General features: G+C 67.1%; 15 protein-coding genes and 1 pseudogene. 6 read left to right on the top strand and 10 right to left on the bottom strand.

Features of this window, described 5'->3' with window-relative positions; all coding sequences use genetic code 11:
• Positions 1-59: 59 nt before the first annotated feature.
• The 5 genes from ABN273_RS31620 to ABN273_RS31600 are packed head-to-tail and all read right to left on the bottom strand — an operon-like array spanning position 60 to position 4720.
• Positions 60-1142 carry a glycosyltransferase family 4 protein gene (locus tag ABN273_RS31620; RefSeq protein WP_349452711.1) on the bottom strand — a complete coding sequence of 361 codons (1083 nt, stop codon included), beginning with the start codon at positions 1140-1142 and terminating at the stop codon, positions 60-62.
• Positions 1139-1681, bottom strand: coding sequence for a dCTP deaminase (locus ABN273_RS31615; protein ID WP_349452709.1), 543 nt, complete (start codon positions 1679-1681; stop codon positions 1139-1141). The genes ABN273_RS31620 and ABN273_RS31615 overlap by 4 nt, the downstream gene beginning before the upstream one ends.
• Complete coding sequence (gene dcd, locus ABN273_RS31610; RefSeq protein ID WP_349452708.1) at positions 1678-2211, bottom strand: dCTP deaminase; 534 nt, start codon at positions 2209-2211, stop codon at positions 1678-1680. Before dcd ends, ABN273_RS31615 begins: the two co-directional genes overlap by 4 nt.
• Positions 2208-3407: a metallophosphoesterase gene (locus ABN273_RS31605; RefSeq protein WP_349452707.1), complete on the bottom strand. Its 1200-nt coding sequence runs from the start codon at positions 3405-3407 to the stop codon at positions 2208-2210. Before ABN273_RS31605 ends, dcd begins: the two co-directional genes overlap by 4 nt.
• Positions 3404-4720: a carboxyvinyltransferase gene (locus ABN273_RS31600; RefSeq protein ID WP_349452706.1), complete on the bottom strand. Its 1317-nt coding sequence runs from the start codon at positions 4718-4720 to the stop codon at positions 3404-3406. The genes ABN273_RS31605 and ABN273_RS31600 overlap by 4 nt, the downstream gene beginning before the upstream one ends.
• 161 nt (positions 4721-4881) lie before the next feature.
• Between ABN273_RS31600 and ABN273_RS31595 the strand changes: the two genes are divergently transcribed.
• The 3 genes from ABN273_RS31595 to ABN273_RS31585 are packed head-to-tail and all read left to right on the top strand — an operon-like array spanning position 4882 to position 6832.
• Positions 4882-5787, top strand: a complete 906-nt coding sequence (locus ABN273_RS31595) for an NsdA family TPR-like regulatory protein (RefSeq protein WP_349452705.1) — start codon at positions 4882-4884, stop codon at positions 5785-5787.
• A gap of 23 nt (positions 5788-5810) precedes the next feature.
• On the top strand, positions 5811-6140 hold the full coding sequence (locus tag ABN273_RS31590) for a hypothetical protein (RefSeq protein WP_349452704.1): 330 nt from the start codon (positions 5811-5813) through the stop codon (positions 6138-6140).
• A gap of 59 nt (positions 6141-6199) precedes the next feature.
• On the top strand, positions 6200-6832 hold the full coding sequence (locus tag ABN273_RS31585) for a 2'-5' RNA ligase family protein (RefSeq protein WP_349452703.1): 633 nt from the start codon (positions 6200-6202) through the stop codon (positions 6830-6832).
• 109 nt (positions 6833-6941) lie between these two features.
• On the opposite strand, the gene ABN273_RS31580 is transcribed toward ABN273_RS31585, so the two are convergent.
• Together ABN273_RS31580 and ABN273_RS31575 are read right to left on the bottom strand one after the other, a co-directional pair.
• Positions 6942-8270, bottom strand: coding sequence for an IS256 family transposase (locus ABN273_RS31580; protein ID WP_502911161.1), 1329 nt, complete (start codon positions 8268-8270; stop codon positions 6942-6944).
• A gap of 452 nt (positions 8271-8722) precedes the next feature.
• The gene (locus tag ABN273_RS31575) at positions 8723-9601 is read right to left on the bottom strand and encodes a potassium channel family protein (protein ID WP_349452701.1); all 879 of its coding nucleotides are present in this window, start codon (positions 9599-9601) and stop codon (positions 8723-8725) included.
• Positions 9602-9845: 244 nt separating this feature from the next.
• On the opposite strand from ABN273_RS31575, the pseudogene ABN273_RS59690 reads away from it, so the two are divergent.
• Positions 9846-10409 (top strand): annotated as a pseudogene (locus ABN273_RS59690) (sodium:calcium antiporter); the annotation flags it as partial.
• Between the two features lie 329 nt (positions 10410-10738).
• On the opposite strand, the gene ABN273_RS31570 reads toward ABN273_RS59690, so the two are convergent.
• On the bottom strand, positions 10739-11038 hold the full coding sequence (locus ABN273_RS31570) for a rhodanese-like domain-containing protein (RefSeq protein ID WP_349452742.1): 300 nt from the start codon (positions 11036-11038) through the stop codon (positions 10739-10741).
• 811 nt (positions 11039-11849) lie between these two features.
• Between ABN273_RS31570 and ABN273_RS31565 the strand changes: the two genes are divergently transcribed.
• Entirely contained in the window at positions 11850-12620 is a 771-nt protein-coding gene (locus tag ABN273_RS31565) for a DsbA family protein (RefSeq protein WP_349452700.1), read from the top strand.
• Positions 12613-13431: a cytochrome c biogenesis CcdA family protein gene (locus ABN273_RS31560; protein ID WP_349452699.1), complete on the top strand. Its 819-nt coding sequence runs from the start codon at positions 12613-12615 to the stop codon at positions 13429-13431. The genes ABN273_RS31565 and ABN273_RS31560 overlap by 8 nt, the downstream gene beginning before the upstream one ends.
• Positions 13432-13867: 436 nt before the next feature.
• Here the strand turns inward: ABN273_RS31560 and ABN273_RS31555 are convergent, their stop codons facing one another.
• Together ABN273_RS31555 and ABN273_RS31550 are read right to left on the bottom strand one after the other, a co-directional pair.
• Positions 13868-14074, bottom strand: a complete 207-nt coding sequence (locus tag ABN273_RS31555; protein WP_349452698.1) for a hypothetical protein — start codon at positions 14072-14074, stop codon at positions 13868-13870.
• 581 nt (positions 14075-14655) lie between these two features.
• Positions 14656-15225: a ferritin-like domain-containing protein gene (locus tag ABN273_RS31550; protein ID WP_349452696.1), complete on the bottom strand. Its 570-nt coding sequence runs from the start codon at positions 15223-15225 to the stop codon at positions 14656-14658.
• Positions 15226-15246: the final 21 nt, after the last annotated feature.

Below are 15246 nucleotides of genomic sequence, written 5' to 3'. Positions count from 1 at the left end.
TGCGATCGTCAGCGTAGTGAGGGACTCCGGTGCCGGCTGGTCAGCCGCACGGGATGGCATCAGGCAATTTCACCGCCGAGGGCGGTGAGTGCCTTGGCGGTGCTGCTGATGGGGAAGCGGCGGGCGTTGCGGAAGCCGGCGGCGCGCAACTCGGCTCGTATCGCGGGGTCGTTCTGCAATGTCTGCAGGACGGAGCCGAGCGCCTCCGGGTTGGCGAAGTCGGTTGGGAGTGCTGTATCGCCGAGCACGTCAGTGAGGCCGGGCACGGGCTGGTAGAGGACCGGCAGACCGCAGGCTTGCGCCTCGACGGTGACCAGCCCGAAGGCTTCCAGGGTGGTGGATGGCACCGCGAGGGCATCGTACTCGCGGAAGGAGTTCCACAGCTTGGGGCGATCGAGCCAGCCCAGATAGTGGTGTTCGCAGCCGATTTCCCGAAGTCGCTCGGAGAATCTTGCGTACTCGTCGGCAGGGGCGGCGATGGCCAAGGTCATGTTTCTTCTCTTCGCGCATGCGACGGCAAGAGCGGTCACGCCTTTCTCGGCGGTGAGCCGTCCCGCGTAAAGCAGGAGAAAGGTGCCATCGTGAGGCGCCTGTGCTGTCGGCGGCCGGTGCAGGAGGTGGTCGGGGATGCCCCAGGGAATGTGTTCGATCTTGGCGGGATCCAGGTCAGGTGTGAGCCGGCGTAGCCGATCAGCCATCGCTGGAGTGGGCACCACGATGGCGGTGGCGAGGTCAGCGCTTTGGCGTAGGACCTCGCCCTGTGTGCCGTTTGAGGTGGCAGTCAGCAGGTCGGTGCCGTGGACCAGGGCGATGCTCCGGTGTTCCGGGAAAGCACGGAGCAGCGCGGGTGTGGCGCCGAATGTCAGGTGCTGCAAGTGTGTAATGGCGATGTCATCGGGCTTGACGAGGGTTGCCAGTGCGGTGCTGAGGGTGTCGACGTAAGTCCAGAAGCGGTGTCCCGTCAGGCACTTGCCTCCCACCTCGAGGGTCTCGACCGGCGGCTTGGCGGGGTGATCGCTGGGCAGCATGAAGAGCCGGGCGGGGATCAGCGGCTCGGCGTGGCCGTACAGGTCGTACAGGAGTTCCACGCTCCCGCCGGGACTTCCGACAGGCAGGTCCAGAGCGGTGACAATGCGCTTCACGGCTGGCCTCCGTCGTTGAGAAGCTCTTGGTAGAGGCGGGAGACGTCGATGCCGGTGCTGGCCGTGTACTTGCGGCCGTGCCGCTGGTAACTGGCCGTGGCACCGAAGGTATGCAGGAAGAGGAGCTTGCCGAAGGTCATGCCGGGATAGACGCGTACCGGGCGGGCCACCCGGATTTCCAGCGTCCAGGCGATGGCATGGCCGGTGTGGCCAAGGGGAGCGGAGACATGGACCCAGATGCCGAGGGCGCCTATGGTGCGGTCGCCGTTGAGGAACTGGGCATAGCGTTCGGACCAGGTCCGCTCGTGGGTGACCCCCAGGTACAGAACGCCAGGCGAGAGCGTCATGCCGGAATTGGGGATGACGGATTCGTCGAAGTGGGTGGGTCGGGCGGCGTCCAAGGCATGGTTACAGGTCATGATGCGATCGCCGAGCCGCCAGTCGTAGGCGTTAGGGGACAGCCGGCAGGGATCGTACGGCTCGATGGCGATGTCGCCGCGGGTCACCGCGGCAGCGATCGCCGGACCGGTCAGGATCATGAGGAGCCTGCCTTGAGCGGGTCGCGCCAGTACTGCGACGGTTGTGGGCCGGTGGAGTCCTGGTACTTGCCGCAGTAGAGATCGACGACGCCCGTGGAGACGAAGAACATGATTTGCGCGATCTTCATGCCTGGGTAGACCCGTAACGGCCGGACTGGGGAGAGCATCAGGGTCCATTGGCCGTGGAAGCCGATGTCGCCAATCGGTGCGGTGATCTCGACGAAGAGGCCGAGCCGTCCGACGGAGGATCGACCGAACAGCAGCGGTACAAAGGTGTCGGATCCGACTTTCTCGATGGTGTGGCCGAGGTAGAGCTCGTCGGGCCGCAGGACATAGCCCTCGAGGTCGATTCTGATGGGGCGGGTCGGATTGGGCCGATGAGCGTCGATGACAGGTTCGGTGTAGGTCAGCAGGGTTGAGCCCAGGCGGACGTTGTAGCTATTGGGGTTGACCTGCTCGGCGTTGAAAGGGCTGATCCTGATGCGTCCGTCGCCGGCGGCGGCGCTTATTTCGGGACCGGTGAGGATCACGGCGTGTCTCCCGTTTGCCCGGTCAGGACGGCTTGTACGGCATGGGCCAAGGGCAGCTTCTGCCCCTTCCAGCGCCCACCCAAGTAGGTGTCGGCCAGGTATTGCGTGGTGACCGCATGCCGGGGTCCTTCACTGCTTGGACCCCTTACCACGACGAGCGGCCCGGCCTGGGCAGCCAGTACGTCAAGATCACAATGGCTCGGCAACGTGGTACGAACGAGTTGGTTCGCGAATGGCTCGATGGCCAGCAGGTCCCCTTGATAGAGCACGCTGCCGAGGTGGACGGGACGCAGGCAGGTGTCGTTGAGGACGACCTCCGCTTTGAGGCGGGCGTGAAGCTGCCGCGCGGTCAACGTTAAGATCTCGCGACGATCCGCAAGCGTGTCCCGGAAAGGGGCCGCGAGCGGTCCCAGCGGTCTGGTGAGGCGGTCACGCAATACGTCGATTTGCTGATACAAGCGAGCCACAGGATCCAGAACCGGCATACCTTCCGCGAAGCCACGAGCCTGGGCGTTCCAGTGCCGGCCAGCTGGGACGGCTTCGGCGTAGCCTGCGCCCAGCTCATGCCCCTTGATCACTAACGTGTTCCGTACTCGTACGGGCCCGTACTGCTCGCTGTGGCAATGCCCGGAAAAGATCACTGAGATGAACGGGCAGGCCGCGGCAAGAGCAAGATCGTGATCGAAGCCGGAGTGGCTGAGCACGATCCAGTCATCGACCATGTTGCGGTAGCGGCGCCTCAGCTCGTGCAGCGCGAGATCGGGCGGAACGACGGTGTGGCCGATGCGCTCGGTACGCGGGATGGCGCTGAACGCCTGCTCGCCGAGCACGCCCGTGAGACCGACCATCCGCCCGTCGATCCGTATGATCTGGACCGGCCGGAACAGCGGCTCTCCCGTGCCGGCGTCGACTGCGTTGGCGCTCACGGTCAAAGCTCGAAGGTCCGGCTCGAAGTAGTGCCGCCAGCCGTGGTTGCCCGGCGCGATGATGTCGTACAACAGCTCCAGCGCCTGACGCTCGATGCGCCCGTCCCCGAGCCGGTAATAGCCGCTGCCTTCGAAGAAGTCGCCGCAATCCACGACCAGCGCCCGCTCCCGAGCAGCATGCAGCTCCGCCAGCATAGGGTGAGCCCGGTCAAAGTCGGAATGGACATCGGTGGTGGCCACGATGCGTTCCAGCACGCGTCCTGCGCTCATGCCGCCTCCTCGGTGATGTCCGCGCCGAGCTGCCGCAGCTTGCTCGGGAGATCGGCGTGTCCGCGGCGCAGCTGTGCCATGCCGCTCACGGTGGTGACGCCCTCGGCCGCCAACCCTGCGACGATGAGGGTAGAGCCAGTGCGGATGTCGTTGGCTGCCACCTTCGCGCCAACCAGTCGCTGCGGTCCGGAGAATCGGCAGTGCGTTGCCGACAACTGTTCGATGACGGCTCCGAGCCGGGCCAGCTGTGGGATCAGATTGCCGTGTCGGCCCGGATTGATCTCGTCGGCGAACAGGTGCACCCCGGGCATCCCGAGCGCCAGAGCCATCAGCGACGGCTCGAAGTCGGCGTCCAGGCCGTCCGGCGACAGTGATGAGATGGCCCGCAACGGCTGTCCGGTCAGTTGGGTGTCGATGGCCTGTATCGTCACCGTGCCTGCTCCCGCGTGTGCGGGGATCCCGAGCCAGGCGAACGCTTCCATCGCCGGCATGACATCCGCGGCCCGAACTCCCTTGATCAGCGCGTAGCCGCGGGTCACTGCGACCGCGCAGGCCAGTGTGACGGCCTCAACCTTGTCCCCGGGAACCTCCCAGGTCAGCGAACCGCCCTCTTCGTCGTACGGCGGCGTCAGATTGACCGCATCCTCATCCCCGCATGCGTCCCAACCGGCCTCTCTCAAGAACGCCAGGATCTCGGATACCTCTGGTGAGACGTTCGGTTGAAATATCGTCAAGCGGCAGCGATCGATCACTGTCCGGAGCATGGCGGCCACGGTGGCTCCCCGCGACCGGAACGGCAGTCGGATCTCGGCCGCGCTGGTCCTGTTCGCCGCCCTGCAGACCTGATAGCCCGCGCTGTCCAGCAGGACGTTGTCCCCGAACGCCTCGTAGACGCGGAAATGCAGGTCCATGCCGCGTTCGCCCACCGGGCAGCCGCCGGGCCACGGCAGGCGTGCCTGACCGCAGGAAGCCAGGAGCGCAGGTACGAGGTAGTACGAGGCACGGATCCTTGCCGCCTCCGGGAGCTCGGGCAGCTGTCCAGCAGTGGAGATCGGCTGGATCGTGACCTCGTCCGGGTTGGTGACCGATCGAGCGATGCCGTAGCCGCACTCCTGCAGCAGGCCGAGCATGGTCTTCACGTCCTGGCATCGCGGCACGTTGCCGATCTGCACGAGCCGTCCCACCGCGGCGGCCGCCGCCAGCAGGGGGAGCGCGGCATTCTTGGACCCGTCCACCCGAACGGCGCCGACCAGCGGCTCCCCGGGACGAATCGCTATCGATTCAGCGGCAGACACAGTCGAGGACGAGGCCATGTGCGCTCCTTCCGATGCGGGGCCGTACCAGCCGAGCGGGCACGCCAGGAAATATCGATGACCCTCAGTAGACGGCCTGCATCGGAGGGTTGTCAGGAGGACAATGAGAGGCACGCACGGACACGCTTGTCCGTGTCGCGTCCGAGGAAAGAGACCACGCGATGTCACCCTCCGACATCCCGCTGTGGGCCTCACGGCTACGCACTGAGCGAGAGGCCCGGCTCTGGGACATTCCCGACATGGCTCGCGAGCTACGCCAGCTCGCGCCCGATTTGCCGGATATCGCCACTCTCACCCGGATGATCAGGAAGTGGGAGACGGGACAGCATCTTCCGGGGACGCGTTATCAGCTCCTCTACGCCCGCGCCTTGGGGACCTCACGCGACCGTCTCTTCTCCCAAACGCCGTCGCAGCAGCTCGCCAAGCACTCCACCATGATGTCTGCCGGTGAGATAGCACGCTTCGGCGCCTGGGCAGAAGCGACGGATCTCGGCCCGGCCACCCTCGACTACTACGCCAGCACAATCACGCGCCTCGCTAACGACTATCTCTGTCAGCCACCTGCCCCGCTCCTGCATATGGCCGCCGAACTGGCCAGGGATCTGTTCGCCCAGCTCCAATGCGGCCACCAGCGCCTGGACCAGCGCCGCGAGCTCTACGCCACGGCCGCCAAGCTCTGCGCCTTCATGGCATGGTCCGCGGGCGATCTCGGCCGAATCAGGGAGGCAGAAGCCCACGCCCGTACCGCCCTCATCCTGGCCGGCCAGGCCGACATCCCGGCAACGCGGGCGTTGGCATTGTCCGCCCAATCCAAGACGGCCTTCTGGGATGGCGATCAACGCCATGCCGCAATCCTGGCCAGACAGGGCTTCGAATGCTCGCCGAGCGACACCATGAAGGTGTTCCTCGCCCTTCAAGAGGCCGATGCCTGGCAGGAACTGGGAGACATCCCCCGCGCTCGGCAAGCACTGCGCGACGCCGAGGGCGCCCGCGCAGCCATCGCCCGGCCAGACGAGGTGGGCGGATTGTTCTCCTGCGGTATGGCGCCCAATGCAACTACACGATGACGGTCCACCTTCGAGCAGCGGACGTGCGTAAGGCCGTCGCTGCCGCTGAACTGGGCCTGGATGCCTACCGGCAAGGAGAGGAACAGGCGTACGGGACCTGGGCGCAGATCCATATCGGCCTGGCTCATGCCCATCTCATCGCTCAGCAACTCGATGCGGCCCTGGCGGCGCTCACCCCAGTTCTCGAAGAGCCGGCAGAACGACGCCTTGCCCCCGTCGTCACCCGCGTTCTTGAGATTGGCAGTCTCCTCGCGCAGAGTCGATACCGCGGTGACCCGCTCGCGCGGAGCCTCCGAGAGCAGATCGACAATTACCGTTCAGCAGGACAGCCGGCAGAAAGGCGAGACACGTGACCGAGTCCCGGATGCGTGACCACTGGTGGTGGCGGCCTGGTTGGCGCATCGGGCGCCGCATGTACACCTTCCACACCACCTTCCAGGACCAACCTGCCCTCCACCGCCTGGTCGCCGCCTACCATGGCCAGCTGTCCGGCTTGAGCGGTCTCGACCTGATTCCGTTCAAATGGCTGCATCTGACGATGCAGGGCATCGGATTCACTGACGAGGTCAGCGACACCGACATCGCCGCCATCACCAAAGCCGTCACTTCCAGACTGCAATCCCTAGAGCCTGTCCAGCTCACGTTCACGCGCCCCGTCCCTGCCCCTGAGGCCCTGCAGTTCCACGTCCAACCCGCCGACCGGATGCGGGGCATACGGCAAGCCGTACGGGAGGCGATCGCCGACGTGTGGGGATGGGAAATGGTCCCTGACTCTGACCAGTGGACGCCCCACGTGAGCATCGCCTACAGCAATTCCGACGGCCCGATCGAGCCGTACGCCGAGGCCCTGGACAGCGTGTCGGCGGAACCCGTCACCATCACGGTCAGCCACATCCAGCTCATCGTCCTGGACCGCGACGAACACGTTTATCGCTGGACCACGAAGGCGACCATCCCGCTCCACGCTGCAGGAACAAGGAGTGAAGGAGCATCCCTCCAGCTTGCGTCGGCACGGCGCATCCCCAGACTCCCGGAGAGCCGTTGAGCGATATCTCACCAGCTCGGCTGGTCGCCCCAATCCCAAGAGGTGCAGAACTCCGGAGCTTGTCACCTGAAGTGTGTAAAGATCCTTTCTGGGTGATGGAGAACCCTCTTTACCTGATCCGTCCTGGGTAGGCGATATCGAGTTCGATGAGTGCTTCGCGCCAGCCGATGGTGCGTTGCCCCTCGATGAGGCGGGCGGTGCTGGGCGAGTTCTTGATCTTGCCGGTTTTCTCCTTGTGCGCGGCGCGTTCGCGGGCGCGTTTGTCCTCGATGTTGATGATGGCCAGCCACAGCAGCTTGACCACGGCGTCGTCGCCGGGGAAGTGCCCGCGGGCCTTGGTGACCTTGCGCAGCTGGTAGTTCAGGGACTCGATGCCGTTGGTGGTGTAGAGCAGCTTGCGGACCGCCGGGGAGAAGGCGAAGAACGGGGTGAAGCGATCCCAGGCTGCCTCGAACACGCGGGCCGCCTGGGGGTAGCGCGTCCCCCAGGCGGAGGCGGTGAAGTCGGCCAGGGCATCGAAGGCGGCCTCGGCGCTGGGCGCGGTGTAGATCTTCTTCAGCTCGGCGGCCACCGCGGCGCGGTCGCGGCGGGCCACCGGCCGCAGCGCGTTGCGGATCATGTGAACGACGCAGGTCTGCACGGTGGTGTGCGGGAACGCGTGGTGGATGGCGTCTTCGAAGCCGGCCAGGCCGTCGGTGCAGGCGATGAGGATGTCGCGCACGCCGCGGTTGCGCAGATCCGTCATTACCGCGCTCCAGAACCGGGACGACTCGCCGGCGGTGGCATGGTCGAGCGGGGTCTTGGCCAGCCAGATGCCCAGGACGTGCTTTTCGCCGTCGGCGTCGATGCCGATGGCCAGGTAAGCGGGCTTGGCCTGCACGCTGTGGTTGTCGCGCACTTTGACCACGATGGCGTCCAGGAACACCACCGGGTAGACGGCTTCCAGCGGCCGCGCCTGCCAGGCGCGGACCTCTTCCAGCACGGCGTTGGTGATGTTGGAGATGGCCTCATGCGACAGTTCGACCTCATAAATCTGGCGCAGGTGGTGCTGGATGTCGCGCACGCTCATGCCGTGCGCGTACAGGCTGATGATCATGTCGTCCAGGCCGCCGGAGATGCGTCCGGCCCGTTTGGGCACCAGCACCGGCTCGAAGGTGCCGGCCCGGTCGCGCGGCACGGCCAGCCGGACCGGGCCGACCCCGGTCTGCACCGTCTTGCCGATCTTGCCGTTGCGGGAGTTGCCCGTCCCGTGGCCGGCCGGATCGTGCTTGCCATAGCCCAGATGACCCGACAGCTCGGCCTCCAGCGCGCGTTCCAGCACCGCCTTGACCAGCTCGCCCAGCATCGAGCCCTCGCCGGTCAGCCGTAGCCCGCCCTTGCCGTCTTTCGATCGCTCCAGCAGCAGGTCCAGCACCTGATCGCCGAGCAGCTCCCGCAGCGGCACCTGCCCTTCAAGAAGGGGGGATTTTTCCCCGCCATGATGAGCAGCCCGCGCCAAGCCTTCCGCTTGCTCGTGGTCTTGTGTGAAAGTAGCGGTCAGAGCCGATGATCCCCGTGTGTTCGACATGATGGACGCTCCCCCCGAAGCGTTAAGATGATCTACCTTGACCCATCTACCCATAGTGATCGTTTCCACACTTAGAGTGATACCCCCGAACTCCCGTGTGTCCTGGGTGGCCAACGCGACCGGATAGCCCATGCCGCGGATGCACTATAAGAACGGGTACGAGTAGTTGATCGTGGCGAAGGTGTTACGACGTCTGGCGCGGTCGCGAACAGGCTCCGTCTCACTCGGCGCCGTCCGCGCCAATGTGCATCGCAGGGTCTGGGGGCCAGTGTTCAGGCTGTACGGCGTCCAGGCAGAGCTGAAGCGTCCGCCTGGCGCCGTGGTCAGGGCTGTGTGAGGCCGCGCCCGTGGTCGACGGCGTACGCGGTGAAGACTTCCGTCGGTGTTCCGCCGGTGTGCAGGAAGCGCTGGTCGAGGATGGTGGCAAGGTCTTGCAGCGCGCCGGCGAGCAGGTCGCCGGTCAGACGCACGTCCGGCCGCCGGGCCGCCTTTCCGCGCCGGGCGAGGTCATCGGCGTAGCCGATCGTGGCTGCCAGGGATGAGTGGTCTTCGCCGTCATGGAAGTAGTAGGCCTCGGCGTACTGGGTGAAGTCGATCCGGACGCGCGCCACCTCGGTCGCCAGGCTCTCCAGCAGTGTGGCGCCCACGGTGGAGTCGAGTTGCTGGACGGACGGGTCCGAGCGTTGGAGGAGCGCCAACCGTACCGCCAGGACCCTACGGCGGGTCAGCGCCGGGTAGATCTCGAGCACCCAGGTGACCGTGGCCGTCAGGAGGACGAAACCGACGAGAGCTTCCAGCGGCGAGACCAGGCGAAGCCAGCCCTCGGCGGGCGCGATGTCCCCCAGCCCCAAAGTGGCGACGGTGACCAATGAGAGGTAGAGAGAGTCGAGCAGCGCCGGCTGCTGCGCCGCCTTGGAACCAGGCGTGAAGGTGAACGACTCCGGCATGTGGGGCCAGTAGACGATGGCCCAGCCCAGGATGATGATGGCGGCCCACGTGCCGACCACCGTCACCATGGCGAGCGGCCCCACGAGTCCGACCACTCGCCCGCGCGCACGGACATGCTGGGCCAGTCTCCACAGCGCCATCATGACGAATCGGCTGAGACCACCGTGACGGGTGGGGTGCCAGAGCGTATGGAACAGGTCCCGCAGAGCGGCCATGATCACCCCGGCCCCTGCCAGCGAGACCAACCAATCCATGCACGTCTCCCGCGAGCCCTATTCCGTGAAGTGTCCTGGGCAGCTCAGGCAGCGAGGGCCGCAGCTCCTGCCGCCCTAGTTGACTCTAAGCCGAAAAACAGCACCGCAGAGCGCCGAATCGCCGCGTTCCCAAGCTGCTGCTTGGCATCCGCGCAACCGGACCCGGCTTCGGCGGCCAAGCTGTAGGGGGTTGGCCCACCACGCGTTGGTCGGGGTGAAGCACAGCTCGACGCCACGTCGGCGTATGGGTGCGGACAGACCCCACTTGACACCCAGAGGTGTGCATGCCGCAGCCGCGGAGATGCGCCTACTGACCAGCGCCAGCGCCTGTTCATCCGTGGGGTCTGACGGTTTCCGCGGCGCCATCGACGAGATGATCCACTGGCCAGTGGTCCGTCATGAACTCATCAGAAGCCGCATGGTCAATCTCGATGCATGCTGCTACCGTCGAGGGCGGAGGGGCGGGAAGTCTGGTCGGGATCGTCACCATGAAAGGGACGTTGTCGTGCTCATCCTGGTAGCGCTCAGTCTGGCCGGGCTGGCCCTCCTTGCCGTAAGCGCCGATCAACTCGTGCTGGGATCGGGCCGGTTAGCCGAACGGCTGGGCATTTCTCCCATAGTCGTGGGCATCGTGATCATCGGCTTCGGAACAAGCGCTCCCGAACTGGTCGTGACTGCTACCGCAGGCGCCCAGGGCCAGGCGGGGCTGGCCACAGCCAGCCTTGTCGGATCCAACGTGATCAACCTGACGCTCGTGCTGGGAGTGGGCGGACTCACGGCGGGGCTGGCGGTACATTCCTCGATCCTCCGGCGTGAGGGGCCGTTGTCGGTGGCGGCCGGAGGCGAGGACCGCGCCGCGCAGCGCGAGCAGGTCGGCCTCCGATCCGGAGGCGGTGAAGACGATCTCGCGGGCGGGCACCGATCAGGGCGGCGACTTACGCGCGGGCCCGCTCCAGTGCCGCGCGGGGCCGCTGGCCGTAGGGGTGGCCGCTGGAGGGGTTGCCGAACGGATGGGTCAGGTGCGCCACCATTGCCTCGCTCACCCGCGGGTCGACGGGCTGGTGGCGTTGTAGTCGAGGTAGACCGGACCGCCGGCCAGCCCCGGATACGGGAGGGCGTGCGGGCCCGGGTCGGCGGTCATGCCGGTGCTCCGGCCTCGACGGGCAGGTCGGACGGCCGCCATTCCAGCATGCCGTCGCTGAGCCGGATCGCCCGGCGGCCGCGGCCGGTCAGTAGCCGCACCACGTCGTAGGCCAGCACGCAGTACTCGCCGCGGCAGTACACCACGATCTCGACATCGGCGGGCAGGTCCTCGATGCGGTCGGCCAGCTCGGTGACCGGAATGGAGATTGCGCCGGGGATGTGGCCGGCCAGGTACTTCTCCACCGGCCGCACGTCCAGCACCACCACCTCGCCCGCCTGCACGCGGGCGCGCAGTTCCTCCCGGGTGACCTCGCCGTCGTCGGGGCCGAGGTAGGCGTCGCGTGCCGGGGGGACGGCGGCCTGGTGGTGCTCGGCGACCTTGCGCAGCAGCGCGAACAGCGCGCACCGAGGCGCCCGCCGCCGCGCGCCCGAGGAGAATCCGTGATCGCCCTACATGAGGGTTACTCACAGTAGCGCCCTACCTGCTCTACTGTGACATATCGGACGTGCGATCGTTGCAGTGGCGCAACCTTACAAACGCTGCGCCGGAGATAGCGTCAGCGTGCTCAGCCCTTCCCATATAGCGCGGCCCGTGCCCCCGTCGTGGCCGCGCTCTGCCCCCGCCTGCCTCTTCGGAATCCAGGTAGGCGGGGGCACACCCCCTATCGCTGGAGACCTCCTGTTGAGCACCGAGCCGCTCCCGCGGCGCACGAAAGCCGAGCGTTGCGCCGACCTCGACGAGGCTGGACGCCGCTGCGTGCTGCCGCCCAACCATGAGTGTCCCCACGTTCATCCTCCGGCGAGCGCTGATCCGGATCAGTCGTCATCGTCCTGACCCTCGGTCGTCAGGCCGGAACGGGTCATGAAGTCGGTCAAGGGGCCGTTGCCCAGCTCCTGAAGGATGGTCCCACGCGTGCCGAGCTCAGCATTGGCAGTCGTCGGGCGTGCGACTCATTACCTCGTCGCTCTTGAGCGCCACCGCCTCCCACCCGTCCTCAACAAGCTCGTCCTTACACGGCCACGGACACCGATGCTGTCATCTCGTTGACAGTTCCCGATTTGGGTGCGTGGCCGTGGGATCCTCTCAATCCCAAAGGGGTGAAGAATGGGACAGGTGGAAGACGACGGTGCTGCCGGAACGCGCCGCGGCTCACGGAGCCGCATTCTAATCAGCGCCGCAGCCGGTATGACGGTCCTTGCCGTCTTGGCCGTCGCGATCCTCGACAGCGGCACCGACGCCCGTCGCGACAGCCGTGTGGTGATCCCTGCCGAGCCGTCCGCGGCCGACGCCGCCACACCGCGAGCTTCTCCCCGTCCGTCCGAGGCGAGTCCCATACCGACGTGGGAGGGTCCGACCGTCCCGCCGATCAACGAGAGCATGGCGCAGGGCTCGGCGTCGGCGCCGGTCACCATCGTCGAGTTCGGCGACTTCAAATGCCCCGAGTGTGGCACGTTCGCGCGCCGCATCGAGCCCGCGCTGCGCGGTCGTTACATCGACACCGGGATCGTGCGCCTGTTCTGGCGCGACTTCCCCGCCCAGGGCCGGGAGTCCATTCGAGCGGCCATCGCGGCCCGCGCCGCTGACCGGCAGAACGCGTTCTGGCCCTTTCACGACGCCCTGTACGCCGAGCAGTCCGCCGGCTTCAGCGATGATCGACTGCGGGCTGTGGCCGCGCGGATCGGCCTGGATATGGCCCGGTTCGAGGCCGACCGGCGTGACCCGGAGCTGCGGCGGGCGGTGGAGCAGGACTTCGCCTTCGCGGCCCAGCTCGGTCTGCCCGGCACCCCCGCTTTTCTGATCAATGGCGAGCTCTTCTTCGGTGCGCAGCCGCTGTCGAAGTTCGTCGAGGCGATCGAGAAGGCCCGCCATGGGTGAGGTCGGGTACGCCGCTGCTTTCCTGGGCGGGCTGTTCGCCCTGGTCAGCCCGTGCAGCGCGGTGCTTCTTCCGGCGTTCTTCGCCTATGCCTTCCCTGGCCGCGGCGCGCTGATCGGCCGTACCCTGCTGTTCTACCTGGGTTTGTGCGCCGTCTTGATGCCGCTCGGTATGGGGTCGGCCCTGGCCAGCAGGCTGTTCTACGGTCACCAGGACCTGATGATCATCGTGGCCGGGGGTATGTTGATCGTTCTCGGGGTGCTGCAAGTGCTCGGCCAGGGCTGGACGATCGGGCCGCTGGAACGGCTGCGCGGACGCGTCCGCGGGGACTCGCCGGGGGCGGTGCTGGCCCTCGGCGCCACTTCCGGGCTGGCCGGATTCTGCGCGGGCCCGGTCCTCGGCGCGGTGCTGACCGTCGCCGCCTCGTCCGGCGATGCGCTGCGCGGGGGCGTGCTGCTGGCCGTGTATGCCGCCGGGATGGCGGCGCCGCTGCTGCTGCTGGCCGCCCTGTGGCAGCGCTACGACCTGGCTCACCGCTCCTGGCTGCGCGGCCGCGGAATCCGCCTCGGTCGGCTGCACGTGCACACCACCACGCTGTTGTCCGGGCTGACCTTCGTCGCCCTCGGCGTTGTCTTCCTCGCCTTCGACGGCACCCGTGGCCTGAACGTGCCCATCCCGCAGGACTGGCAGGAGCGCCTGCAAGCGTTCGCATCCGCTGCCCAGGACTATCTGCCCGACCTTCCGATGCTCGCGGCCGGTGCGCTCGCTCTGCTCGTGGTGACCGCCTGGCGGCTGGCGAAGGTTGGAAAGTGATCACCTGGTTGCCGTCCCGGACCAGGCCGAGCACGCTATGGTGCCCCTCGTACTCCCGCAACAACTCCACCTTGGCCTCCCAGACGCCCTCGGTGGCGTGGAAGGCGTTCGCGCAGAACCCGCACGCTCCCTCGACGACGTCGGCGACGGCTCGGAACAGGCGGTGCGCGGTGTGGTCGGGATCGGTCAGCCGGTGGGGCCATTCGGTGGCTCCACCGTCGAAGATCACCTTGACGTCTTCGCCCGCCTCCTTGAATTCCTTCGCGGCGACCAGCGCATTGACCAGCCGGCCGATGTCGCCGTGGGTATCGGTGCCCGCGAGGATGAGGATGGCCGTTCGTGCCATGGCAGGGACTCGTTCCCAGTTAGTGTCGTCTCCTCCCCTGACCGTCATGGAAAGCGACTAACCCGGCCGATGCCCCGCCCGATATCCGCCTCATCCGGGCACGTCGCGGCGCGTAACGGCACGGAACGCGAGCACGGCCTGGAACACGGCCGCCGGACGCAGCAGGGCCGGCCGCGGCCGATCGACCATCTTCCGCCGGGCGAAGGCGGCGGCGGTCACCACGGTCACCACGGCCACCGGGGCCGCCCAGGCGGCCAGCGCGGCGGCGCGTACGCGCGGGTTGGGCTCGTGGCGCACGGCGAACCAGATCCGAAAGGCGGCGTCGGCGAAGGAGCCGCCGTAGTCCCCGAACGCGGTCGACTCGTTGTGCTGGTGTGGCGGTCGTTGTGGCGCCTTCAGGCCTGCTCCATCACTGGGATGAAACGCTTACGCGGCTCGCCGTGTTCGGGGTCGCGGTGGCCACCTATGCCGTGCTGTGGGGAGTGACCACCTGGCTCGGCACGTTCGCCACGCCGCGACGCTTCTGTACATACGGATGGCGCGCCGCGGCGGACGCCTGACAAGCAGAGGCTTGCGCATCCCGCCGGGTGACCGTGATGCCGCTCAGGTGAATCACAGAGCGCCACCACGGCGACGGACCCGGCGACCATGGCGGCGCCCAAGCGGCCGCCCGGGCGGCGAGCAGCGATGGAGGCAGCCGACAGGAACAGCGCGGCCGCCTTCGTGCTGGCGGCGGCGTCGCCGGAGCGTTCAAGCTCGAGGTAGTCGGCCAACGCCTGGCGGGCGTCGCGGCCGAGGAAGACGGTGCCCCATGAACACGCGCCGGACCGGCCCGGCGACGCAGCCAACCACGTCGACGATCACCCGCCCGCTGAGGGTCACGCGGGTGGTTCGGTCTCCTCGGGAGCGGCGGGCAGACGGGCGAGGAAGGGGGAGCGGCCGCGGAAGCCGCGGTGGAAGCGCCCAGGTGGCTTTGTGCCGAGGAACTCTTCCAGCCACGCCATGTGTTCGATTTTCTCGTTGCGGATTGCCCGGGCCAGGAGATAGGTGCGTTGATCTCTGCCTTCGGTGAGGTTGCACAGGCCGCTGTAGGGGTGGACGGCGCGTCGTACCTCTTCGACGAGTGCCGTGGCCGGATCCTCCGCGTCGGCGGAGCTGTCTTCCGGCCGTGCAGGCCCGCCTTCCAGGAACTGCCGGATGTCGTCGGGGAGCCTTCCGTCGAGCTCGTAGATGCGGCCCACGAGCGCGTCGAAATGGCGACGGTCCTCATCGCGGATTTCTTTGAGGATCTGGCGTAGTCCCTCATCGGCGAAACCGAGCGGATGAACGGTCAGGATCGTGTAACGGTAGACGGCGCTGAGCTCCGCCGTGGCGGCGGAGGTGAGCCGGTCGATCAAGAGGTTCACATCGACGCCCGCTCGCTTGACGACTTCGCGCGCGCTGATCATGTCGGCTCCCGGGTCGGCTTC

The sequence above is a fragment of the Nonomuraea sp. B19D2 genome, from assembly GCF_040137845.1.
In the GTDB taxonomy this organism is placed as follows: Bacteria; Actinomycetota; Actinomycetes; order Streptosporangiales; family Streptosporangiaceae; genus Nonomuraea.
The sequence above is the reverse complement of the archived record's forward strand: the minus strand, read 5'-3'. Positions and strand labels throughout refer to the sequence as shown.

Coding starts and splice junctions, on each gene's coding strand:
- ABN273_RS31585 (WP_349452703.1), top strand. CDS start 6,200: ATGTACACCTTCCACACCACCTTCCAGGACCAACCTGCCCTCCACCGC.
- ABN273_RS31550 (WP_349452696.1), bottom strand. CDS start 15,225: ATGATCAGCGCGCGCGAAGTCGTCAAGCGAGCGGGCGTCGATGTGAAC.
- ABN273_RS31600 (WP_349452706.1), bottom strand. CDS start 4,720: ATGGCCTCGTCCTCGACTGTGTCTGCCGCTGAATCGATAGCGATTCGT.
- ABN273_RS31615 (WP_349452709.1), bottom strand. CDS start 1,681: ATGATCCTGACCGGTCCGGCGATCGCTGCCGCGGTGACCCGCGGCGAC.
- ABN273_RS31595 (WP_349452705.1), top strand. CDS start 4,882: ATGTCACCCTCCGACATCCCGCTGTGGGCCTCACGGCTACGCACTGAG.
- ABN273_RS31605 (WP_349452707.1), bottom strand. CDS start 3,407: ATGAGCGCAGGACGCGTGCTGGAACGCATCGTGGCCACCACCGATGTC.
- ABN273_RS31575 (WP_349452701.1), bottom strand. CDS start 9,601: ATGGATTGGTTGGTCTCGCTGGCAGGGGCCGGGGTGATCATGGCCGCT.
- ABN273_RS31565 (WP_349452700.1), top strand. CDS start 11,850: ATGGGACAGGTGGAAGACGACGGTGCTGCCGGAACGCGCCGCGGCTCA.
- ABN273_RS31560 (WP_349452699.1), top strand. CDS start 12,613: ATGGGTGAGGTCGGGTACGCCGCTGCTTTCCTGGGCGGGCTGTTCGCC.